The 21,295-nt window shown below is 66.6% G+C and carries 19 protein-coding genes and 2 pseudogenes; 10 read left to right on the top strand and 11 right to left on the bottom strand.

Annotated elements, in window-relative coordinates; all coding sequences use genetic code 11:
• Window positions 1–23: 23 nt before the first annotated feature.
• From ACQCS0_RS07010 to ACQCS0_RS06965, 10 genes and pseudogenes are all read right to left on the bottom strand, one after another.
• Window positions 24–593: a hypothetical protein gene (locus ACQCS0_RS07010; RefSeq protein WP_354222289.1), complete on the bottom strand. Its 570-nt coding sequence runs from the start codon at window positions 591–593 to the stop codon at window positions 24–26.
• A 122-nt stretch (window positions 594–715) separates the two neighbouring features.
• Window positions 716–1,540 (bottom strand): annotated as a pseudogene (locus ACQCS0_RS07005) (FtsK/SpoIIIE domain-containing protein); the annotation flags it as partial.
• 11 nt (window positions 1,541–1,551) lie between these two features.
• Window positions 1,552–1,692: a hypothetical protein gene (locus ACQCS0_RS07000; protein ID WP_354183537.1), complete on the bottom strand. Its 141-nt coding sequence runs from the start codon at window positions 1,690–1,692 to the stop codon at window positions 1,552–1,554.
• A gap of 1 nt (window position 1,693) precedes the next feature.
• Window positions 1,694–2,596: a protein phosphatase 2C domain-containing protein gene (locus tag ACQCS0_RS06995; protein ID WP_354157690.1), complete on the bottom strand. Its 903-nt coding sequence runs from the start codon at window positions 2,594–2,596 to the stop codon at window positions 1,694–1,696.
• Window positions 2,593–3,864 carry an RDD family protein gene (locus ACQCS0_RS06990; RefSeq protein WP_354222291.1) on the bottom strand — a complete coding sequence of 424 codons (1,272 nt, stop codon included), beginning with the start codon at window positions 3,862–3,864 and terminating at the stop codon, window positions 2,593–2,595. Before ACQCS0_RS06990 ends, ACQCS0_RS06995 begins: the two co-directional genes overlap by 4 nt.
• An 80-nt stretch (window positions 3,865–3,944) precedes the next feature.
• Window positions 3,945–4,079 (bottom strand): hypothetical protein, encoded by a 135-nt coding sequence (locus ACQCS0_RS06985; RefSeq protein WP_354183539.1) that lies wholly within the window; start codon window positions 4,077–4,079, stop codon window positions 3,945–3,947.
• A 110-nt stretch (window positions 4,080–4,189) separates the two neighbouring features.
• Entirely contained in the window at window positions 4,190–5,314 is a 1,125-nt protein-coding gene (locus ACQCS0_RS06980; protein ID WP_426940116.1) for an adenylate/guanylate cyclase domain-containing protein, read from the bottom strand.
• A complete protein-coding gene (locus tag ACQCS0_RS06975; RefSeq protein ID WP_354157694.1) occupies window positions 5,304–5,903 on the bottom strand; it encodes a PH domain-containing protein in 600 nt (199 codons plus the stop codon). Before ACQCS0_RS06975 ends, ACQCS0_RS06980 begins: the two co-directional genes overlap by 11 nt.
• Entirely contained in the window at window positions 5,896–6,804 is a 909-nt protein-coding gene (locus ACQCS0_RS06970; RefSeq protein ID WP_354222293.1) for a biotin--[acetyl-CoA-carboxylase] ligase, read from the bottom strand. Before ACQCS0_RS06970 ends, ACQCS0_RS06975 begins: the two co-directional genes overlap by 8 nt.
• A gap of 68 nt (window positions 6,805–6,872) precedes the next feature.
• On the bottom strand, window positions 6,873–7,790 hold the full coding sequence (locus tag ACQCS0_RS06965; protein WP_354153854.1) for an NAD(P)-dependent oxidoreductase: 918 nt from the start codon (window positions 7,788–7,790) through the stop codon (window positions 6,873–6,875).
• A gap of 236 nt (window positions 7,791–8,026) precedes the next feature.
• On the opposite strand from ACQCS0_RS06965, the gene ACQCS0_RS06960 reads away from it, so the two are divergent.
• The 4 genes and pseudogenes from ACQCS0_RS06960 (at window position 8,027) to ACQCS0_RS06945 (ending at window position 13,195) form a co-directional block, all read left to right on the top strand.
• A complete protein-coding gene (locus ACQCS0_RS06960) occupies window positions 8,027–9,610 on the top strand; it encodes an acyl-CoA carboxylase subunit beta (protein ID WP_354153855.1) in 1,584 nt (527 codons plus the stop codon).
• Window positions 9,610–9,870, top strand: coding sequence for an acyl-CoA carboxylase subunit epsilon (locus tag ACQCS0_RS06955; RefSeq protein ID WP_354154199.1), 261 nt, complete (start codon window positions 9,610–9,612; stop codon window positions 9,868–9,870). Before ACQCS0_RS06960 ends, ACQCS0_RS06955 begins: the two co-directional genes overlap by 1 nt.
• A 9-nt stretch (window positions 9,871–9,879) precedes the next feature.
• Window positions 9,880–11,566, top strand: a pseudogene (locus ACQCS0_RS06950) (DUF885 domain-containing protein).
• A gap of 165 nt (window positions 11,567–11,731) precedes the next feature.
• Complete coding sequence (locus ACQCS0_RS06945) at window positions 11,732–13,195, top strand: dicarboxylate/amino acid:cation symporter (protein WP_354222295.1); 1,464 nt, start codon at window positions 11,732–11,734, stop codon at window positions 13,193–13,195.
• A 123-nt stretch (window positions 13,196–13,318) separates the two neighbouring features.
• Here ACQCS0_RS06945 and ACQCS0_RS06940 read toward each other — a convergent pair whose 3' ends face one another.
• Window positions 13,319–13,891 (bottom strand): hypothetical protein, encoded by a 573-nt coding sequence (locus ACQCS0_RS06940; RefSeq protein ID WP_354153858.1) that lies wholly within the window; start codon window positions 13,889–13,891, stop codon window positions 13,319–13,321.
• A gap of 161 nt (window positions 13,892–14,052) precedes the next feature.
• Here ACQCS0_RS06940 and ACQCS0_RS06935 point away from each other — a divergent pair, with 161 nt between their 5' ends.
• From ACQCS0_RS06935 to ACQCS0_RS06910, 6 genes are all read left to right on the top strand, one after another.
• Window positions 14,053–14,742, top strand: a complete 690-nt coding sequence (locus ACQCS0_RS06935; protein WP_354153859.1) for a TetR/AcrR family transcriptional regulator — start codon at window positions 14,053–14,055, stop codon at window positions 14,740–14,742.
• 1 nt (window position 14,743) lies between these two features.
• Window positions 14,744–17,278 (top strand): MMPL family transporter, encoded by a 2,535-nt coding sequence (locus ACQCS0_RS06930; protein WP_354222297.1) that lies wholly within the window; start codon window positions 14,744–14,746, stop codon window positions 17,276–17,278.
• Between the two features lie 64 nt (window positions 17,279–17,342).
• Window positions 17,343–18,032, top strand: coding sequence for a nucleoside triphosphate pyrophosphatase (locus ACQCS0_RS06925; RefSeq protein WP_354222299.1), 690 nt, complete (start codon window positions 17,343–17,345; stop codon window positions 18,030–18,032).
• A gap of 129 nt (window positions 18,033–18,161) precedes the next feature.
• Window positions 18,162–19,982, top strand: a complete 1,821-nt coding sequence (locus ACQCS0_RS06920; protein WP_354222301.1) for a biotin carboxylase N-terminal domain-containing protein — start codon at window positions 18,162–18,164, stop codon at window positions 19,980–19,982.
• 19 nt (window positions 19,983–20,001) lie between these two features.
• Window positions 20,002–20,442, top strand: coding sequence for a nuclear transport factor 2 family protein (locus tag ACQCS0_RS06915; RefSeq protein WP_354153862.1), 441 nt, complete (start codon window positions 20,002–20,004; stop codon window positions 20,440–20,442).
• 107 nt (window positions 20,443–20,549) lie between these two features.
• Complete coding sequence (locus ACQCS0_RS06910; RefSeq protein WP_354153863.1) at window positions 20,550–21,281, top strand: glutamine amidotransferase; 732 nt, start codon at window positions 20,550–20,552, stop codon at window positions 21,279–21,281.
• The last annotated feature ends 14 nt before the right edge of the window (window positions 21,282–21,295 follow it).

Genomic DNA, 21,295 nt, shown 5'->3' with positions numbered 1-21,295 from the left:
CTCCCCATGCGTGCGGGACCTGGTCAGTGCGAGGCGAGTCGGTTCCTGCTCCACAAAGCGAAGGCCAGGCCTGAGACTCCCACCAGCAGCACGCCCGCCATAATGGCCGGCAATCCGGGGCCGCCGAAGAGGCCGGAGCCGTCGTTCCGGGAAACAGCGGCGGCCTGCGTGGGCTTGGCCGATTTGGTGATGGGCTTGGTCCAGTTCGATTCCGTGGACGGGCTCGCAGACGACGACGACGGCGGGCTGGCGATGGTGGCGCTGGGCGTGGCCGGCGTCGATTCCTCAGCCAGCGAAACGCTCGGTTCCGGTACAAGGGTGGGAATGGGTTCCGGGGCGGGCACCACGGGCGCGGGCGGCGGTGCCGGAGGATCGATCACTGGGGCCGGCGGTGAGGGCGTCGGCGTTGGTTTGCCCGGACTGGGCGGCGTCGGGTCGTCGGCCGGGCCGCACAGCACCACACAGGGCATTCTGCCATTTCCACCGTCGTCGGCCTGCGCCGGGGCCGCCGCAGAAAGGCCAACCAGGAACGCCAGCACCGCAGCAGCCGCAGCAGCGGACACGTCGCGGAGCACGGATGAAGATCGGATCATGGTCACCTTTTCGACGGCGCGCGGCAGCCCCTTGCCGCAGCGAACAGTGTTTCCGGTAGTCTCCTACAACGCCCCGGGGCCCGCAAATCCATTAGATGTACGAGCCCGTGGCAAGCAACGGCTCAGCCCCTGTTTTCCGGAGGCACGTCGATCTGCAGTTTCCGCGCCTTGCCGCGTCCCACGATGTAGCCGCGGCCAGATATGAATTGCGGGCTGACGCGCCCCAGCGACGTGAGGAGACTGTCCCCTTCGATGTCGCCCGGGTTGATGAGCAGGCCCCGGCGTCCGGATTTGAAAGGCTGGACCAGGGACCAGGCCGAGGACCAGGTTGACGTTTCCGATTCCCCAATGACCCACTGATCGGCCTTGATGGACGCCGGCACGAGCTGCGAAACGGCACCCGCCCCCGAACGGTTCCAGAGCGGCAGCGACGCCACCGCGGACCGGCGCGAGCCGATGTAAACCAGCCCTGTGTCCGAAATGGAGCGGCGCAGCGCGTACGCCAGGGTCACCAGCGCCACCGTCCTGCCGGCGCCTGGCGGACCGGCCAGCAGCAGCGGCCCCTGGGCCATGATCTCGGCCGGCTGCAGGGTTTCGTCGTCGACGCCGATGACGGGCAGGTCCGGCCTGCCGACAGGCAGCACATCCAAGTCCAGCAGTTCGGGAAGCCGCTGGATTTTGGGTGCCGATTCCGGCCCCTGGCACAGCATTGCCTGGCTGAGCTCGTGGACTTCACGGGCCTGCAGCGCCAGGTTGGAGTTGCCGGCCAGCATGCCGCGCCCGGGCGGTGAGGAGCTGGTGAGGACGTCCTTGGCGACGTCCATGGACTTGTAGCCGTCCTCGGACGTCAGCCTCAGCACCAGCCTGCGCTGGATGGAGGCCAACAATGTCGCCGGTACCGCGTTGGGCCGGTCACCGGTGACCACGAGGTTGATCCCAAGGGGCGGCCATGGAGTACCTAGTGGACTGCCGGGGCGTGCGCCAGCAGTTCCCACAGGGACTGGACCAGGGCGGGCGGGGTCCCGGGCCCCAGGAGGACAACTGTGTTGACCCGGACAACGCCCAGCCACGTGCCCGCACTGTATGTTGCGGTTGCCATGTCAGCGTTCCCCTCTTCCGTCGTGATGGCCGGCCGGCCAGCTGGCGTCAACAACCTGTCCCCGGGGCAGTGTGGCTTCCTCCGCAGCATCAGCGGCGGGGCGGGGCGCCGTGACGGCGATGCCGCCGTCGTTCATCACGTTCCTGGCGTCCACCACAATGACGGTGACATTGTCCCTTCCGCCCTTGCGGAGCGCAGCCTGGATCAGGGCATCCACGGCGTCCTGCGGATGCCCCACGGTGCTCAGGATCCGGAAGATGTGCTCGTCCGTGAGTTCGCCATTGAGTCCGTCGGAGCAGACCATGATCCGGTCGCCCTCCTCAACGGGCAGGAGCCAGTAATCAGCTTCGATCTCGTCCCCGGTGCCCAGCGCCCTCGTCACCACGTGGCGGCGGGGATGGACACCGGCCTGTTCCTGCGTGATTTCACCGGCATCCACGAGTTCCTGGACCTCAGAATGGTCCACGCTGACTTGTTCAAAGTGCCCTTGGCTCAGCCGGTACGTGCGGGAATCCCCGATGTTCATGACCAGCCAGTACGCCATGCCCATCTGTTCCACCACAACGGCACCGGTGAGCGTGGTCCCGGCCCGGGCGCCGGTCACTTCCCGGATGGAGCTGTCGGCGCGGAGCAGGTATTGCTGGAGCACTGCCGCCGTGACACTCCGCTCCCCGGTGGCGAGCTGCGGCATGGCAGCGAGGGCGCGCACGCACATGCCGCTGGCAATCTCGCCGGCTTCGTGTCCGCCCATGCCGTCTGCCACGGCGAAGACGGGGTCGGAGGCGATGAAGGAATCCTCGTTCAATTCGCGGCGCAGCCCACGGTCCGTACCGCAGCCGTAACTGAGGCTGAGGCCGGTTCCGTGGTCTGCGTCAGCTGGGTCACTGGCGGGCTGGGAGTTCATGCCTGTCCTAGGTGGAAGGAACGGTCACCAAAGCGGACAGTGGATCCCGGGCTGAGAAAAGCGGGCACGCCCGGCGGCAGCGGCGTGCGCAGGCCGTCCGGCGTGGTGACGGCGCTGCCGTTGGTGGAGTTCCGGTCAGTCACCCAAACACCGGCACCGTCGGTCGGCAGGGGGAGGGGTGGCTTGGAGATCGATCGGCCAGGATCACTGATCGCCAGCAGCTGGACCTGCTGCTCCCCCGCCTGGTCCAGGGGATTCCTGCCCACCAGGACATTGCGGTCGAGCTGGAAGTCCCGGCCGTCGTCGAGCCTTGTCCGCAGCACGGCGACGGCCGCCGCATACATTGCGCCGCCGCGCATCTGCGCACGGTCGAGGTCGTCATCGGGATGGGATTGGGCGGCGGGCGTGGGAACCGCCGGGGCTGCAGCCTGCGCGTGCGGCTCCTGAAAATGGGCGGACGACGGCGGCGCGTACGGCTGGGGTGCGAAGGACGGCTGTGCGGACGGCTGCGGCGCGTACGGGTGCACGGGTTGTTGGGCCGGCGGCTGCGAAGGCTGCACCGATGGCTGGGCCACGAACGCCTGGGCGTTCACGACCTGGGGCGGCTTAGCGGCCCCTGCGACTGGCGAGGCGACCTGCTGGACAGGAGGGAGGTCCAGGGGTGCGAAACTGTACGGTCCCTGGATGCCGCCGGAGGTAATGGGGCTGCGGCCGTCCTTGACGTCGCACACCAGTGTTTTGGCTGCGGTGTCATGCCAGCCGCGGAGCCTGCCGTCGCGGTCCCAGGTGTTGGAAACCACCACAAGTACGGCCCACACGGTGCCGATCAACAGCAGCAGGCCGAGGATGAAGACAGCCACGTCCAACCATTTGAAGATGACGACGGCCACTGCGGCCAGGAGCGCCAGGATGATGCCCGCGCCCGTGATGAGGCCGCGCAGGAACACTCCGCCGCCGCCGGGCGCGTAGCCATCTTTGTCAGCGCTGCGGATGCCCATGACGTGATTGTCGAGGGTCTTCCCGGAGCGGCCTTCCATGCCCACCAGCACCACCACATGCACCAGCGTCAGCCCAAGGGGAAGGCTGCCGAACAGGACCAGCGAACCGGTGTCATAGATGATGAAGCCGCCGTTTTGCGTGCGGGTGATTCCCGCGAACCCGATGACGAAAGTCACCACCAGGACCGCGACGGGGGCCAGCCAGTCGAGCACTGCTGGGCCGAGCCGTTTCCCCGCCGTGGCCGGAACAAGCTCAAGATTGGCTGCCATTCCCGTTCCTCCCCGTGGAGCCGTTTGTACTACCGGGATAGTACCGGGATTCTGGCTGGCGTGCGCCGCCGCACGGTCCATCACAGCCCGCTGCGGGAGGTCCACTTTGATTGCCGCTGCGTGCCGCCCTGTTGGGCGGCGGAGCACCGCATGCCGTTGCAGAACATGGCGCCGCCCCGGATCAGTTGCTGGCAGCGCTCGGCCTCGTTCATCATGATTCAGGGGGGTTCTTCCTGCCAGGGTTCCGGAGAACGGTGGACTCATCAGACTGTGACGCCGCCGTCCCGGCTCCGCATTCCTGAACTGCCGGATTCGGGGTAACGCCCTAGTCGAGGACCAGGCCTTTTCCTTGTCCGCGTGCCAGGAGCACCGGGTGGATTTCGCCGAACCCGCGGACATTTTCAGCGGGCTGCTGAACGAGAATGAAGCGCTTGTCCTGGTCCAGCGCGGATGCAGTCATGGAGTCGATCAGGACCGTTCCCGGATCCGCCAACGTGGTGAGCCGGGCCGCGAGGTTGACCGTGGGGCCGTAGATGTCCCCCAGCCGGGACAGGATCCTGCCCCAGACCATGGCCACCCGCGCTTCCGGCAGGATCTCGTCTTCGGTGAACGCCTGGGCCAGCGCGAGCGAGATCTCGGCTCCGGCAGTCGGCGTTTCCGCGATATACAGGACTTCGTCGCCGACTGTCTTGACCAGCCGCCCGCCACCAACGGAAATGATCTCGGCGCATTTGTTCTCAAAGCGCTGGACCAGCCGGGCCAAGGTCTTTTCATTCATCCGGCGGGAGAGACTCGTATAGGAAACCAAGTCAGCAAAACCGACGGCGCGGGCCAACGGCAGCGGGGCATCGTCCTCATCGCCATCGCGGCCTTCTTCGCTGGCCTGCAAGCCAGCCTCGGCCCGCACGGCCAGGCGTTGAACACCTGCATTGAGTTGCCGCCGCCACGAATAGACCAGCATCTCCTCCAGGGCGTCCAGCAAGGAGGGCAGCTCCTTCACCAGACGCTTGCGGGCCACGGCGTCCGTGACGCCCTGCTCGTGGACCATGTCCTCCACCAGGGCCTCGATCTGCCAGACCACCATGCGGTCTGTCATCTGTCCGATGGACCGGGTCACGGAGATGGCGGCTTCTTCGGTCAGCACCCCGGTGCGGACCAGGTCAACCACCGTGGACAGTGCCGCCTGATCCCGTTCGGTGAACGCGACGTCTTCGTCGCCGAAGTTCGGAAAGCCGAGGGCACGCCACAGCTTCCGCGCCGACAGGAGGGACAGCCCTGCCCCGGCTGCCACCTCACGGCGCCGCAGCTTCCGTTCGCCGCCCAACAGCCTGGCCTCGAGGGCCTTGGCAGCCACCCGTTCGGGAGAGAGTGTGCCTGTTGCCGGGTGGGCAGTTTCAGGCACGGCGGGAGCCGGCAGGCCCGCTTCGTCCCGCTGGTCCTCATCGTTCATCGTCTCCACCTTCTCTCAAGTCCCACGGCAGCGCTTGGTTTGCGTAATCCGATATCTCACCGGTCCCCGGGTCCCCGCCCACGGGCAGTTCGTCGATTGCATCCAGCACGAAGTCCCGGAACCGTACTGCTTCCGGGACGTCCTGGACGCCCACCACACCTTGGTACCCGGTTTCCAAGGATATATTCCCGGAGCGCAATATGCGCTGCAGCACCGACTGATGGACCGTGACGTGGCGGATCGACGCGAGGTTGACCTGCTCGTCCCGGCGCCGCACCATGCCATAGCGGGCAACAATCCGGCGGCTCGTGAGGATGTACCGGGTTGCCTGCCACTGCAGGAGCCGAGGCAGGCAATATGCCAACCATATCCACGCTGCGGCCATGACGCATGCCAGGACGATCCACGGCGTCCAGTCAGCGGAAGCCACAGGCACTAATCGGGTCGCCTCGCCGCGCACGGTCCAGGCACTGGCAAAGGCTGCCGCGGCCGGCGCCGCAATGAAGGCTGCGGCAGGGCCAGCCAGCTTCCTCGGCTGCGGGCGGGTGATCGTAATGACCTGCTCGCCCGGCACAAGGCCTTTACGCATAGCCGCTTTCGGCGTCCTGGCCGGGCGGTGCCCACGGGCGCAGGTGGACTACGTCGCCGGCGGTGACCACATGTTCCCGGCGATCCTTGTCCACCACCAGGAGTGAGCCGTACTCGTCCAGCCTCGAAGCGTGCCCGATGATCTCGTGGTCACCGGGCAGCTGCGCACGCACTTGTTTGCCCAGCGTCACCATGACGGACGCCACCCGCTTGTGGAGCGACGCGCCGCCGGCTATCCCGGCGGTGGGGTCGCCGTCGGCATTGCAGAAGCTGCGGTAAAGCACTGTGAAATGGGCGAGGTAGCTTTTGAGCAGCAGGGTCCGATCAACGGTCAGCGGCCCTTCCAGGGCAACCGACGTCGCTGTGGGCACCGGGAGCTCCGATGCGGTCAAAGTCACGTTCAGGCCGGTCCCCAAAATGACCGGCGGAACGGAACCGTCCCCCATTGGCCCCAGCTGGGCCAGGATCCCGGCGATCTTTCGGCCACGGACCAGTACGTCATTGGGCCACTTGAGCTCGGCCGGAATGCCCGCGGCCTCGGTCAGCGTCTCCCGCAGCGCGAGTGCGCCCAGCAGGGACAGCCACGAATACGTGTGGGTGGGCAGCGGCCTGCCCTCTGCGTTGGCGGGCCGCAGGACGAGTGACACCGACACCGAGCTCATCGGAGGAGCCTCCCAACGCCGGTCCAGGCGTCCCCGGGCGGCGGTCTGGTACTCGGCTGTCAGCACTGACAGGTCCGGCCATTCTTTGGGTTCAACGGTAATCGAGCGCAGGAGGTCGGCGTTGGTGGAGCCGGTGGAGTCAACCACCACCACCTTGGCGATGCCCGTGGCCGCAAGGAAATCCTGGTCCGCCAAGGCTCCGCGATTCAACGGATTTCCTGGGGTGCGTGCGTCATCCATGGTTGAATCCTATCGACTCAAGCGCCGCCGCTGGCTGTTCCCGCAGCCACATGGCTGGAACCCGCGGCTCAGAGGAATATGTCCGGAACCAGCCGATCCTCCGCTGCCCCGAGGCTGTAGGGACGGAAGTCGGTGACACCTGCCGCGCGGAGCACCTGTTCGTCCGTGTAGAAGTTGCCGCTGGGCGCACCCGCGCTGCCCCCGTGGTTGCCGGCCCCGCGCGTCCCGGCCAGGTTGCTGCCGGTCAGGACGGCATGGGCTGCGTCGGCCATGACCTGCGGTCCGCGGGCAGCGTGGACGATTTCCTGGCCGCCGGGCATGTTCCGGATGGCCGCTGTATCGATGAGGGTGCACGGCCAGAGTGAGTTGACGTTGACGCCGTCGGCCTTCAGTTCTTCGGCAAGGCCCAGCGTCGTGAGGCTCATCCCGTATTTCGCCATCGTGTACGCCAGGTGCCTGCCTGCCCAGTAGGGGTCAAGATTCAAAGGCGGCGAGAGCGTCAGGATGTGCGCGTGGGCCGATTTACGCAGCGCCGGCAGCGACAGCTTGGACAGCAGGAACGTCCCGCGGACGTTGATGTCCTGCATCAGGTCGTAGCGCTTCATGTCCACGTCGTCGGTGCAGGAGAGATCAATCGCGGACGCGTTGTTGAGGACGATGTCGATCCCGCCGAAACGTTCGACGGCGGCCGCCACGGCTCCGGCGACGTCGTCGTCACTGCGCACGTCACCGACGATGGCCAGAGCCTGGCCCCCGGCGGCTTCCACCTGCTCGGCGGCGCTGAAGACAGTGCCTGCCAGCTTGGCATGGGGCTGGCCGGTCTTGGCCATCAGGACAATATTGGCACCGTCCTGCGCGGCCCGGGTGGCAATCGCCAGCCCGATGCCGCGGCTGCCGCCGGACATCAGAATGGTGCGGCCCCGAAGGGACCCGGCGGCCTGGTACGGCGTCGCGGCAGTGGACCTTGCGTCGTTGCTGGAAGTCATGGCTCCACTGTAGCCGAGGTATGTTACCGGTGAGTAACATATGGGCTGGCCGCTGGAAAGCGCGGAAAATTGTAGGTTTTCTACAGTCGTCCCACGCAGGTGCGTCATTAGACTAGCCAGCAGGGTTCGTCCTTTGTGTGGAAGCTACTTAAATCCCGCGCCTGGCCTGCCCGCCACCACCTCACGCAGCACCACATTGTTACAGCACCAATCTGCTACAGAGCCGGAGACACTTGATGAGCCACGATCTGACAACGACAGCGGGAAAGATCGCCGATTTCCGCGACCGCCAGGCCCGTGCAGAACAACCCTCCGGCCCCGAGGCCATCGAGAAGCAGCACGCCCGCGGCAAGAACACCGCCCGCGAGCGCGTGGACCTGCTGCTGGACGAGGGCTCGTTTGTGGAACTTGACGCGCTGGCCGTGCACCGCTCCACTGCGTTCGGCATGGAAAAGAAGAAGCCGCTCGGCGACGGGCTTGTCTCCGGCTACGGCACAGTGGACGGGCGTCCCGTTGCCGTCTACAGCCAGGACTTCTCGGTCTACGGCGGATCGTTGAGCCAGGTCAACGGCGAGAAGATCGTCAAGGTCCAGGAATTCGCCCTGCGCAACGGCTGCCCGGTAGTGGGAATCCTCGACGGCGGCGGCGCCCGCATCCAGGAAGGGGTGGCGTCACTGGCCATGTTTGCCGACATCTTCCGCAATAACGTCCACGCGTCCGGTGTGGTGCCGCAGATTTCGCTCATCATGGGCCCGTCCGCCGGCGGCGCGGCATACTCCCCCGCCCTCACGGACTACGTGGTGATGGTGGACAAGACCTCGCACATGTTCATCACGGGACCGGACGTCATCAAGACCGTCACCGGCGAAGACGTGGACATGGAAACCCTCGGCGGCGCCCGCCAGCACAATGCCAACACGGGCACGTCCACGTACCTGGCCTCCGACGAAGCCGATGCCATCGAGTTCGTCCGCGAACTGCTGGATTTCCTGCCGTCCAACAACCTCGCCGAGGCCCCGGTGCTGGAGCACCAGCAGGAGTTGGAGATCAACGACGACGACCTCGCCCTGGACACGCTCGTCCCGGACTCTGCCAACCAGCCGTACGACATGCGAACCGTCATCGAACAGATCGTTGACGACGCCCATTTCCTGGAGATGCAGTCCCTCTATGCCCCCAACGTCATCATCGGCTACGGCCGGGTGGAGGGCCACACCGTGGGCATCGTGGCCAACCAGCCGCTGCAGTTCGCCGGCACGCTGGACATCGCAGCCTCGGAGAAGGCCGCCCGCTTTGTCCGGAACTGCGATGCCTTCAACGTCCCCATCATCACCCTGGTGGATGTCCCCGGCTTCCTGCCCGGCAAGGACCAGGAGTTCCAGGGCATCATCCGCCGCGGCGCGAAGCTGCTGTACGCCTACGCCGAAGCCACCGTCCCCAAGCTGACGGTCATCACCCGCAAGGCCTACGGCGGCGCGTACATCGTGATGGGCTCCAAGAAGCTCGGCGCCGACCTGAACCTGGCGTGGCCCACGGCGCAGATCGGCGTGATGGGTGCCCAGGGCGCCGTCAACATCCTGTACCGCCGCGACCTGGCCGCCGTTGCCGAGGCCGGCGGGGACGTCGAAGCCCGGCGCACCGAGGTCATTCGGCAGTACGAAGACGAGCTGCTGAACCCCTACCAGGCCGCCCAGCTTGGGTACGTGGACGCTGTCATCGCACCGTCTGACACCCGGGGCCAGATCATCAAGGGCCTCCGTGCCCTCCGTGACAAGCGGGCGAGCCTGCCCACCAAGAAGCACGGGAACATCCCGCTGTGATGGCGAAAGATCCGCTGGTCAGAGCCCCGTTGGTTGAGCCTGTCGAAACCAATGCGCCCGCCGATGCCCCCGTGCTTTCTGTAGTCAAAGGGCAACCGACGGCCGAGGAGCTCGCGGCGCTGACCGCCGTCGTGCTTTCCCTGGGCGGCGCGGACGCCGTGGCGGCCGGAAAGCCCACCGCCCGCGACTGGGTGCGTCGCCAGCAGCTGCGGCTCGCCCCGACGCCGGGTCCCGGCGCGTGGAGGCGGAGCCGGGGTTAGGCTCGTGGGGTGACTACCGAAGCCGTCCCCGCCGCCCGTCCGCACTCCGTCATCGATGCCGTGGCGGATGACTATACCGACACACTCATCCGGCTGAACCCGTCGCTTGCCACCACGCTGGGGCTGCCGGGGCACGAGACCGAGTACCCGGATTACTCCCCCGCCGGCATCGCCGGTTTCGCAGCAGAGGCCCGCAAGGCCCTTGCCGCCCTGGAGGGCCTCGCGCCCCAGGACGACGTCGATACCGTCACCCTGGACGCCATGCGGGAACGGCTCGGCCTCCAGCTGGAAATCCACGAGTCGGGCTGGGATGTGGCGGAGCTGAACAACATCGCCTCCCCCGCACAGGACATCCGGGCCATTTTCGACCTGATGCCCACCGAAACCGCTGAACATTGGGAGCACATCGCCGGCCGCGCCCTCAATGTCCCCGGCGCTCTCCGCGGCTACATCGAATCCCTGCGCCAGGCCCGGGACGCGGGCAAGGTCGCGGCCGAACGCCAGGTCTCCATCGTCATCGAGCAGACCACCAAATACGCCGCCGAAGACGGCTTCTTCGCCAAGCTCGCCGCCGGGGCCCGGACTGCAGGCGGTCCCCTGCCCGGCGAAACGCAGGGAAGGCTCGACGCCGGTGCTGCCGCCGCCCGGGGTGCCTACCGGGACCTCGCGGAATTCCTCCGCACGGAACTGTTGCCTGCCGCCCCGCAGCAGGACGCCGTCGGCCGGGAACGCTACGCACCGGCCTCGCGCTCGTTCCTGGGCGCCGCCGTCGACCTCGAAGAGACCTACGCGTGGGGAGTCCAGGAACTCGACAGGCTCATCGCTGAGCAGGAAAATGTCGCATCCATCATCAAGCCAGGGGCCAGCATCGCGGAGGCCAAGGACGTCCTCAACAATGACCCGGCACGCCAGCTCAAGGGCACGGAGGCCCTCAAAGCGTGGATGCAGGAACTCTCGGACAAGGCAGTTGCCGAGCTTGCCGGCGTGCACTTCGAGATCCCGGACGTGATGAAGAAGCTTGAATGCCTTATCGCCCCGACCGACGAGGGTGGCATTTACTACACCGGCCCCTCTGATGACTTCTCACGCCCGGGCCGGATGTGGTGGTCAGTTCCTGACGGCGAAGACACCTTCACCACCTGGGCCGAAACCACCACGGTCTTCCATGAAGGCGTCCCCGGCCACCACCTGCAGGTGGCCACCGCCACCTACCGGCGGGAACTGCTGAACAAGTGGCGGCGGAACATCTGCTGGACGTCCGGCCACGGCGAGGGCTGGGCCCTGTACGCCGAAAAGCTTATGCAGGAACTCGGCTACCTGGCCGATCCCGGCGACCATATGGGCATGCTGGACATGCAGCGGATGCGGGCGGCCCGCGTGGTGTTCGACATCGGCGTCCACCTGGAACTGGAGATCCCCGAACGCTGGGGCACCGGAACGTGGACCCCGGAGGCGGCCTACGACTTCCTCAAGGAAAACCTGCCCATCAGCGAAGGCCAGCTCAAATTCGAATTCACCCGCTACCCTCGGCTGGCCCGGCCAGGCACCCTCCTACAAAGTGGGACAGCGCCTCTGGGAACAGATCCGCGCCGACCTCGAAACCCGGCCAGGCTTCGACCTCAAGGCGTTCCACACGCGGGCGCTGAACATCGGATCGGTCGGCCTCGATACGCTCCGCCGGGCGCTGCTGGATTAGCAAGGTCCGGGGTGACGTTTGGCACAATGACGGCGGGAATAACTTCACAATTGCCTTGTATGACGCCGGATTCGCGGGGATTCCTGGGCCTCGATGGCAACGTGGCGGCGTAACATTTCTCAACATCTGTTCGCCGTGATAAGCGCCCGGGCCTAGCGTGTTCTGGTGAGCACTCAAACCCGCACCCCCGAATCCGCAGGAAAGACCGGCTTCCAGCTGCCCAAGTGGGCTGGCTCGTTCGGTTTCCAGATCATCGCCGCCCTTATTGTCGGGCTGGGCCTCGGCCTGCTGGCCAAGTACACGGGCAGCACCAAGGAGTCCCCCAACGGTCTCGGCGCCACGCTGCAGACCATCGGCTCCAGCTACGTTGCACTGCTGCAGACTGCGGTGGTTCCGCTGATCTTCACCGCCGTGGTGAGCTCCATCTCGAACCTGCGCCAGGTCTCCAACGCCGCCAAGCTGGCCTGGAACACCCTGCTCTGGTTCGCCATCACGTCCCTGATCGCCGTCCTGATCGGCATCGGCCTCGGCGTGCTCCTGCAGCCCGGCGCCAACACCGGCATCACCCAGGAGGCCAAGTACGCCGGCAAGTCCGGTGACTGGTGGTCCTTCCTGATCGGGCTGTTCCCCAAGAACTTCCTCGGCCTCGGCGCCAGCTCCACCGTGACCGAAAGCGCCACCGCAGCCACCACAGTCAGCACCTCCATCAGCTTCAACGTGCTCCAGATCCTGGTCATTGCCATCGCCGTCGGCGTCGCCGCCCTCAAGGTAGGCAAAGCTGCCGAGCCGTTCCTGACCCTCAACGCTTCGGCACTGGCCGTCATCCAGAAGGTCCTCTGGTGGATCATCCGCATCGCCCCGCTCGGCACCGTCGGCCTGATCGGCAACGCCGCGGCCGTCTACGGCTGGGACACCATCGGCGCGCTCGGCAAGTTCACCTTCGCCATCTACGTGGGCCTTGCCCTGGTGCTGTTTGTGGTTTACCCGTCCCTCATCCGTTCCCATGGCCTGTCCGTGAAGCAGTACTTCTCCGGCGTCTGGCCTGCCGTGCAGCTGGCGTTTGTGTCCCGCTCCTCAATCGGAACCCTGCCGCTGACCCAGCGCGTCACGGAGCGCAGCCTGGGTGTTCCCCGCGCCTACGCTTCCTTCGCCGTGCCCTTGGGCGCCACCACCAAGATGGACGGCTGCGCCGCGATCTACCCCGCGATCTCCGCCATCTTCGTGGCCCAGTTCTTCGGCGTCCAGCTGGACGCCAGCCACTACCTGCTCATCGCCCTCGTCTCGGTCCTCGGTTCCGCCGCAACGGCCGGCACCACCGGCGCCGTGGTGATGCTCACCCTGACGCTCTCCACGCTGGGACTGCCCCTGGCCGGCGTCGGACTCCTGCTGGCGATCGATCCCATCCTGGACATGGGCCGCACCGCGGTCAACGTTGCAGGCCAGGCCCTGGTGCCCACCATTGTGGCCAAGCGCCAGGGCATCCTTGACGAGGCGCTCTACAACGCGCCCCGGAACGGCACTCCGTTTGTGGACGACGACGCCGACTCCTCCGCCGCGGATCCCTCCGCCATCACCGGAGCTACTGACTCTCCGGAAGCCGGACGCGAGCTGGCGGACGCCAAGGCCTAACGCACCGCCGCAGCCACACCCCGCAACACCCCACCCCCGAGTTTTTGTCCAGATAATGCGCCCAGGAAACGCTTAAAGGGGCATTATCTGGACAAAAACTCTTCGGGGCGGGGTGTCCTTTTGCTAGCGGCCGCCACCCCCGATGACTCCGTTCTGGACAGCCTTGGTCACGGCGTCCGCCTCGGCCTGGGTCAGCTTGCCGTCAGTGACTGCTGCGTCCAGGCGCGTCTTCAGAGCCGCGGCGCGATCCGCCTGTTCGGCACTCCGCAGCTCTTCAAGCGCCGCTGCGACCTTTGCCTCGTCGATGCCCAGCGTCGCCGCGAGGGACTTCGCCAGTTCAGCCTGCTTCGCGGCCGGGTCCGGCCGGGTTCCTTCAGTTCCGTCGGCCGGCGGGGTGGTGGGCTTGTTGGCGTCACGGTAGGCCTTCAGGGCCTCCGTCACCTTGGCTTCATCCACGCCCAGCTTGGTGGCAAGTTCCGCCGCGTCCACGCCGCGGAAGCCGCCGTGGCCGTGACCGCCCCGCATGCCCTTCCCTTCAGCTGGGGGAGTGCCGGTGCTCCCGTCGGCTGAGGCGCTTGAGCTGGCGCTGGGGGTGGGCGTCGTGGTTGCCGACGCCATGCCGGCGACGCCGATCCCGGCGCCAAGGGCCAGCGCAGTGGCCGTGAGGCCGACGGCAATTCTCTTTGTGCGTACCATTTCTGTCTCCTGGATCTGCCGTCAGGTGACGGCTGGTCACGATGTCCCAGATGGGAACTCTCCCAGTCTCCGGCGACAGCATCAGGGGGAGCTGTCGGGAACCTTTCATCTTCCTGTGAATCAACTTGCGCGGCGTGCAAACTTGCACGTAGTGTAATTTCATGCCCGAACTTCTCTCGCGCCGTGAGCTCAACAAAGCCGCCACCCGCCAGGCCATCACCGACGCCGCTTTGACTCTGCTGCGCGCGAAGGGCCCCGGGAATTTCACGGTGGAAGACATCGCCGAATCCGCCGGGATATCGCGCCGCACGTTCTTCAACTACTTCAGCAGCATCGAAGCCGCCCTGGCTTCGGTGACGCACGGGTTCCTGGACAGCGCCCTTCAGCAGTTCCGGCTACGCCCCGCGAACGAGCCCGTTCTCGAGTCCGCCCGCGCGGCACTGATGCAACTCGCTGACCTAATGACCGTGGCACCGCTGGCTGAGCTCTTCACACTCACCCAGGACAACGCGGTCCTGTCCCGGTCCGAACTCGAAGCGTGGGACCACTGCACCGAGGAGATCATCAGCGCCGCCAGGGAGCGCTTCGCCGGAACCCCGGGCGCCGTCGTCGACGAACTGTACCTGCGCGCCCTCGCAGGCTCCGTCATCTCCTGCGGGAAGGCGGCCATGGACGTGTGGTTCGTCCAGTGCGGCGCCGATCTCTCCCCCGCTTCCCTCGCTGTCCTCCGGCAACTGCTCATTGACGCCATGGGCCACCTCGGCTCCGGCTTCGGCAGCCCCGTTCCGGCGGCCAGCCCCTCCGCGACGTCCACAACCGCCACCACCCACCTCAACAAAGAACGGCTCTGACATGGCCCTGCTGCTCTACCGCCTCGGCAAATTCTCCTACCGCCACCGCTGGCTGGTCATTTCGCTCTGGCTCGCGGCGCTGGTGGCCGTCGGCGGCTCAGCAGCCGCCTTCCACGGCACGCTGTCCAACAACTTCCAGATTCCGGGCACTGAGACACAGCGGATCGCGGACAAGCTGAAGCAGGAACTGCCGGCAGCGTCGGGCGGCTCTGCCACAATCGTCTTTGAAGCCCCGGAAGGCGGCTTTACCGACGGCAGCCGCGCAGCCGTCACGGCTGCCCTCACCAAGCTTGGTGAACTGCCTGACGTCAAGGCCACGGTGGATCCCTTCGCCACGCAGGCCCAGCTGGACCAGGCCGGGCAGGCCATCGCCGACGGCGAGCAGCAGCTTGCCGCGGGCAAGGCCCGCCTGGATGCCTCACGCGACGAACTCGACGCCGGCACCGCGCAGCTGAGCGCCGCGGAGCAGCAGTTCGCCGCCAGCGGCGCCACCCCAGCCATGATCGAAGCCCGGCTTGGAGCACAGAAGGCCGCCCTCGCACAGGGCAAGGCGCAGCTCGAAGCCGGCACCCAGGAATGGCAGGCCGCCAAAGCCAAGCTGGACCTGGGCAAGCGGCAGGCGGAAGCTTCCGCCGGGATCCGCTTTGTCTCAACGGACGGTCAGGCAGCTGTGGCACAGGTGCAGTTCAACACCTCCATCAATGCCCTGACACCGGCGGTGCGCCAGCAGGTGCAGGACATCGCGCATGAGACGTCCTCCGCTGGGGTGACGGCACTGGCCAGCAAGGAAATCACCGAAGACATTTCAGAACTCTTCGGCACCGCAGAAATCATCGGCATCGGGGTCGCGGCCCTGGTCCTGATCCTGATGCTCGGCACGCTCATCGCCGCGGGCCTGCCACTACTGATGGCCGTCATCGGCGTTGGCGTCGGCGTGGGCATCACGTTCGCCCTCTCCGGCGCCTTCGAGATGAGTTCCATCTCGCCCATGCTCGCGCTGATGCTGGGCCTCGCGGTGGGCATCGACTACTCCCTGTTCATCGTCAACCGGCACCGGACCCAGCTGCAGGCGGGTATGGATCCCGAAGAATCCGTGGCGCGCGCCACCGGAACCTCGGGCAACGCGGTACTTTTTGCCGGCCTGACGGTCATCATCGCCCTGGCTGCCCTGGTGGTGCCCGGCCTGCCGTTCCTGAGCGTGATGGGACTGGCCGCGGCCGGCACCGTCGCGGTGGCCGTCCTTGTGGCGCTCACCCTGACCCCGGCCCTGCTGTCCCTGATCGGACGGCGCATCATTTCCCGGCGGGCCTGGGCCAAGGCCGATGCCCACAACGCCGAGGCCGGCCATGAGGTTGCGGACCAGGCCAAGGATGAGGAAAAGAGCACCCGGGGCTGGGGCGGCATGGTCACCAGGCACCCCGTCGTGGCGCTCGTCGCCGGCGTGCTCCTGCTGGGAACGCTAGCCCTGCCCGCCGCGCAGCTCCAGTTGGCACTGCCCGACGGCGGCTCCGAACCGGTGGACTCCGAGGCCTACCAGGCCTATGACGTCACCGCACGGAGCTTCGGCGAAGGCGTCACCGGCCCCATTGTGGTGGTGGGTGAATTCCCGGCCGGCCTGGACGAAGCCCGGGCCCAGGAACTGCAGTATGACGTCGCGGACCTGATCCGTGGCGTGGACAACGTGGTGGCAACAGTGCCAGTGGCACTGAGTGAAGACCGCCGCACCGCCGTATTCCAGGTCATCCCGGAAGAGGGGCCCGCCAAGGCCGGCACGGTGCAGGTGGTGAGCGAACTCCGCGAACGCGGCACCCAGATCCAGGCCGAAACGGGGGTCACCATCGGCCTGACCGGGCAGACCGCCGGCAACATCGACGTCTCCACAAAACTCGGTGACGCCCTGCCGCCGTACCTGGCGATCGTCGTCGGGCTTTCCGTCATCCTGCTGCTGCTGGTATTCCGCTCCATTGTGGTTCCCCTCCTGGCAACCGGCGGTTTCCTGCTGTCCCTGGCCGCCGCTTTCGGCCTGGTGGTGGCCGTCTACCAGTGGGGCTGGCTGGGTGGAGTGTTCGACGTCGCCAATCCCGGCGCGGTCCTGAGCTTCCTGCCGATCATCCTGATCGGTGTGCTGTTCGGCCTGGCGATGGACTACCAGGTGTTCATCGCGTCGGGCATGCGTGAGTCCTATATGCATGGCGCCCCGGCCAAAAAGGCCGTACGCATCGGCTTCAGCCATGCCGGCACCGTGGTGACCGCCGCCGCGATCATCATGGTCAGCGTGTTCGCCGGCTTCATCTTCAGCCACCTGACCATGGTCCGGCCGCTGGGCTTCGCCATGGCGTTCGGTGTGCTGCTGGATGCTTTTGTGGTCCGCATGACCATCGTCCCGGCCGTAATGTACCTCCTCGGCGAAAAGACCTGGTGGCTGCCGAAGTGGCTGGACCGGATCCTGCCGGATGTGGACGTGGAGGGCGCCCGGCTGGAACGCCAGCCAGCACCCACCCGTTCAGAGCAACGAGGGGTCACTTCGCGCCTATGACCCCCGGCTGCATGGGCCGTAAGTGACCCCGCGTTGTTCTGCTGCGGTCCGTTAGGCTGAAACGGTGACCCGCCTCATCCTCGCCTCCCAGTCCCCCGCCCGCACCAAGCTCCTGGCCGACGCCGGCATCCGGCACTCCGTGCTGGTCTCCGACGTGGACGAGGACGAGGTCCAGGCACGCTACGGCGTCACGGATCCGCACGATACCGCGCTACTGCTGGCACGCGCCAAAGCCGAGGCGGTGGCCGCGTTGCCGGAAGCCGAGGGCGCGCTGGTCATCGGCTGCGACTCCGTCTTCGAGTTCGACGGCGAGGCGCACGGCAAACCGTACACGGCCGCCGTCGCCCGCGAACGGATGCTGCGAATGAGCGGCAACAGCGGGGTCCTGCACACCGGGCACTGGCTGGTGGACTGCCGCGCGACGGCAGCCGATGACGAACCGGCCGCCGCGGAAGGGACCGACGCAGCGCCCGACGCCGGCATCACGGCGCTGGGATCCGGCGCCACGCTCGGGGCGGTCGCCTCCGCCGAGGTCCACTTCACGGACATGGATCCCGAAGAGATCGACGCGTACATCGCCACCGGCGAACCGCTGCACTGCGCCGGCTCCTTCACCATCGACGGCCTGGGCGGCGCGTTCATCCTGAAGGTGGACGGGGACCCGCACGCCGTTGTGGGCCTGTCAGTCTCCACGCTGCGCAGTCTCCTCGGGCACGCAAACGTACGCATCACGGAGCTGTGGTCGGCCGAATAATTCCGGCGATTTTCCGGCCAGTTGTAGGTTCCCTACAAAGCTGTGCCCGTTTACACGCGGAAACCGCAAGTAATATCGGCGGAACCCACAAAATCGCGCTAGGCTCCCTGAAGGAAAGAAGGAGACGCCTTGTCAGCAAATTTGGAGCAGTCCGCTAGTCCCGTGCAGTCGAACCTCACCAAGGTGCTGATCGCAAACCGGGGCGAAATCGCCGTGCGCATCATCCGCGCGGCACGCGACGAAGGCATTGCCTCCGTGGCCGTCTACGCCGATCCGGACCGCGACGCGCTCCATGTCAGGCTTGCCGACGAGGCCTACTCCTTGGGTGGCGACACCGCCGCAGAGTCCTACCTGGTGATGGACAAGATCATCGACGTTGCCCGCCAGTCCGGCGCCGACGGCATCCATCCCGGTTACGGCTTCCTCGCCGAAAACGCCGAGTTCGCTGCCAAGGTCATCGACGCCGGGATCACCTGGATCGGCCCTTCCCCTGCCGCCATTTCCGCGTTGGGCGACAAAGTCCAGGCCCGGCACATCGCCGAGAAGGTCGGCGCGCCCCAGGTCCCCGGCACCGCCGATCCTGTGCAGTCTGCCGAGGAAATCCTCGAGTTCGTGGACAAGTTCGGCCTGCCGGTGGCCATCAAGGCAGCCTTCGGCGGCGGCGGACGCGGCATCAAAGTGGCCCGCACCCGCGAAGAAATCCCGGAGCTCTTCGAGTCAGCCGTCCGTGAGGCCATCGCAGCGTTCGGCCGCGGCGAATGCTTCATTGAACGCTTCCTGGACGCCCCGCGCCACGTCGAAACGCAGTGCCTCGCGGACGCCCACGGCAACGTCGTGGTCATCTCCACGCGTGACTGCTCGCTGCAGCGCCGCAACCAAAAGCTCGTTGAAGAAGCACCGGCCCCGTTCCTCACCGAAGAGCAGAACCGCCGCCTGTACGAATCCTCCAAAGCGATCCTGAAGGAAGCCGGTTACCTCGGCGCCGGAACCTGCGAGTTCCTGGTGGGCCAAGACGGCACCATCTCCTTCCTCGAGGTCAACACCCGCCTGCAGGTGGAGCACTGTGTCTCCGAGGAAGTCACGGGCATCGACCTGGTCCGCGAACAGTTCCGGCTGGCTCGCGGCGAGGAGCTCGGCTACGGCGATCCTGAGGTCCGCGGCCACTCGTTCGAATTCCGCATCACCGGCGAGGACCCGGGCCGCAACTTCATGCCCGCCCCTGGCACTATCACCACCCTGAAGAACCCCACCGGCCCTGGCATCCGGATCGATTCCGGCGTGGAAGAGGGCGATGTCATCAGCGGCAACTTCGACTCGATGCTCTCCAAGCTGATCGTCACCGGCGCCACCCGCGCCCAGGCCCTGCAGCGTTCCCGGCGCGCCCTGGAGGAAATGGTGGTGGGAGGCATCCCCACCGTTATCCCCTTCGACCTCGCCGTTGTATCAAACCCCGCCTTTGCGCCCGAGGAAGGGCCGTTCAGCATCCACACCCGCTGGATTGAAACCGAATTCGTCAACAACATTCCTGCCTGGACGCCGGACGGAACCGCTGACGCCGGCGGCGATGCCGGTGAACGCCAGCGTGTGGTGGTTGAAGTAGGCGGCAAGCGCCTCGAGGTTGTCCTGCCTGCCTCCCTGGGTTCGATCGGGGCGGGTTCCGCCGCGGGTTCCGGAGCCAAGTCCGGCAAGTCCAAGAAGCGCGTGCGTTCAGGCGGTGCGGCAGCGGCCGCCGCCGGGGACGCGCTGACCTCCCCGATGCAGGGCACCATCGTTAAGGTTGCCGTGGCCAACGGCGACGTTGTGGCCGAGGGTGACCTGGTGGTGGTTCTTGAAGCGATGAAGATGGAACAGCCCTTGACCGCGCACCGTTCCGGCACCATCACCGGACTCAGCGCAGCGGCCGGTGAGACGGTGTCGGCCGGCGCCGTCATCGCCACGATCGAAGACTAGACCCTGCCGGAGGCACCCTATGCTTGCACCCAGTTTTGAAGAAGAAGTAGACCGCTACCACCTGGCGGTTCCGGAAATCACCCGTGGGAATCCCGGTGCCGTCAAGGACCTGTACTCCAGGCTCAACGACGTCACGCTGGCCAACCCGTTCGGCGGCATCGCCCGCGGTTGGGCCCAGGTGGAGGCCCGGCTGGACCAGGCGTCCCGCCAGTTCCACGACGGCGAGATGCTCGGGTTCGACACCATCACCTCATACACCGCACGTGACACGGCCTACCTGGTGGAAACGGAACACTTCCGGGCCCGCTTGGAGAGCGCCGCGGCGCCGGAGGAATTCGCGCTCCGCGTGACCAGCATCTTCCGGCGCGAAGAAGGCTACTGGAAGCTCGTCCACCGCCACGCGGATCCGGCCGCACAGCCGCAGTCCCGGCGATCGCTCGCGCAGCCGGCCAGCCACTGACATCAGTCCGGTGCCGTGTTCCTTCATGAGTGCACGCCGGCGCCGGACAACCCTCCGGCGCAGGCTGCACTCTGGCGCTGGGCTGGAGCCAACGGCACACTTAGCGTGTGAAGCCTTTCCTGCTCCTGGCCTCCCGGGCCGAAGACGCCGCCGCTGACGACGAGTACGCCGCGTACCTGCGGTATGGCGGCCTGGCACCGGAACAGCTCCGGCGTGTCCGGCTTGAAGCCGCTCCCCTGCCGGAACTGGATCTGGCCGAATACTCCGGCGTGATTGTGGGGGGCAGTCCCTTCACCTCCAGCGACCCCGCAGAGAAGAAAAGCGACACCCAGCACCGGGTGGAGCGTGAGCTTGCCGTGCTGCTGGACCGGATCGTCGCTGAGGATTTCCCGTTCCTTGGCGCCTGCTACGGGGTCGGGACTCTGGGAAGGCACCAGGGCGCGCTCATCGACAGGACGTTTGGCGAACAGTTGGGCGGGGTGGAAATCGAGCTGACGCAGGCAGGGCTCGCGGATCCGCTCCTGCGCGGGATGCCGCGCCGCTTCACCGCCTTCACCGGACACAAGGAGGCCTGCACCAAACTGCCTTCCCACGCCGTGCTGCTGGCATCCTCCCGGGCCTGCCCCGTCCACATGTTCCGGATCAAGCAGAACCTGTACGCCACGCAGTTCCACCCTGAGCTGGACGCGGAGGGCCTGGTCACCAGGATCGACATCTACCGGCATGCCGGCTACTTCCCGCCGGAATCCGCCGAGGAACTGATGGCAGCCGCCCGTAACTTCACCGTCACCGCGCCCATGACCATTCTGAAGAACTTCGTGGCCCGCTACGCCGGCTGAGCTCCGCGCTGGTA

Source organism: Pseudarthrobacter sp. S6 (genome assembly GCF_050156575.1).
GTDB lineage: Bacteria > Actinomycetota > Actinomycetes > Actinomycetales > Micrococcaceae > Arthrobacter.
This window is presented reverse-complemented; position numbering and strand designations above follow the sequence as displayed.

Excerpts from the sequence above, each read along its gene's own strand:
- ACQCS0_RS06985 (WP_354183539.1), bottom strand. The coding sequence starts at position 4,079 with ATGATGAACGAGGCCGAGCGCTGCCAGCAACTGATCCGGGGCGGCGCC.
- ACQCS0_RS06915 (WP_354153862.1), top strand. The coding sequence starts at position 20,002 with ATGCTTGCACCCAGTTTTGAAGAAGAAGTAGACCGCTACCACCTGGCG.
- ACQCS0_RS06935 (WP_354153859.1), top strand. The coding sequence starts at position 14,053 with ATGCCCGAACTTCTCTCGCGCCGTGAGCTCAACAAAGCCGCCACCCGC.
- ACQCS0_RS06970 (WP_354222293.1), bottom strand. The coding sequence starts at position 6,804 with ATGGATGACGCACGCACCCCAGGAAATCCGTTGAATCGCGGAGCCTTG.
- ACQCS0_RS06990 (WP_354222291.1), bottom strand. The coding sequence starts at position 3,864 with ATGGCAGCCAATCTTGAGCTTGTTCCGGCCACGGCGGGGAAACGGCTC.
- ACQCS0_RS06965 (WP_354153854.1), bottom strand. The coding sequence starts at position 7,790 with ATGACTTCCAGCAACGACGCAAGGTCCACTGCCGCGACGCCGTACCAG.
- ACQCS0_RS06955 (WP_354154199.1), top strand. The coding sequence starts at position 9,610 with ATGGCGAAAGATCCGCTGGTCAGAGCCCCGTTGGTTGAGCCTGTCGAA.
- ACQCS0_RS06975 (WP_354157694.1), bottom strand. The coding sequence starts at position 5,903 with ATGCGTAAAGGCCTTGTGCCGGGCGAGCAGGTCATTACGATCACCCGC.
- ACQCS0_RS07010 (WP_354222289.1), bottom strand. The coding sequence starts at position 593 with ATGATCCGATCTTCATCCGTGCTCCGCGACGTGTCCGCTGCTGCGGCT.
- ACQCS0_RS06980 (WP_426940116.1), bottom strand. The coding sequence starts at position 5,314 with ATGAACGATGAGGACCAGCGGGACGAAGCGGGCCTGCCGGCTCCCGCC.
- ACQCS0_RS06930 (WP_354222297.1), top strand. The coding sequence starts at position 14,744 with ATGGCCCTGCTGCTCTACCGCCTCGGCAAATTCTCCTACCGCCACCGC.
- ACQCS0_RS06940 (WP_354153858.1), bottom strand. The coding sequence starts at position 13,891 with ATGGTACGCACAAAGAGAATTGCCGTCGGCCTCACGGCCACTGCGCTG.
- ACQCS0_RS06995 (WP_354157690.1), bottom strand. The coding sequence starts at position 2,596 with ATGAACTCCCAGCCCGCCAGTGACCCAGCTGACGCAGACCACGGAACC.
- ACQCS0_RS07000 (WP_354183537.1), bottom strand. The coding sequence starts at position 1,692 with ATGGCAACCGCAACATACAGTGCGGGCACGTGGCTGGGCGTTGTCCGG.
- ACQCS0_RS06960 (WP_354153855.1), top strand. The coding sequence starts at position 8,027 with ATGAGCCACGATCTGACAACGACAGCGGGAAAGATCGCCGATTTCCGC.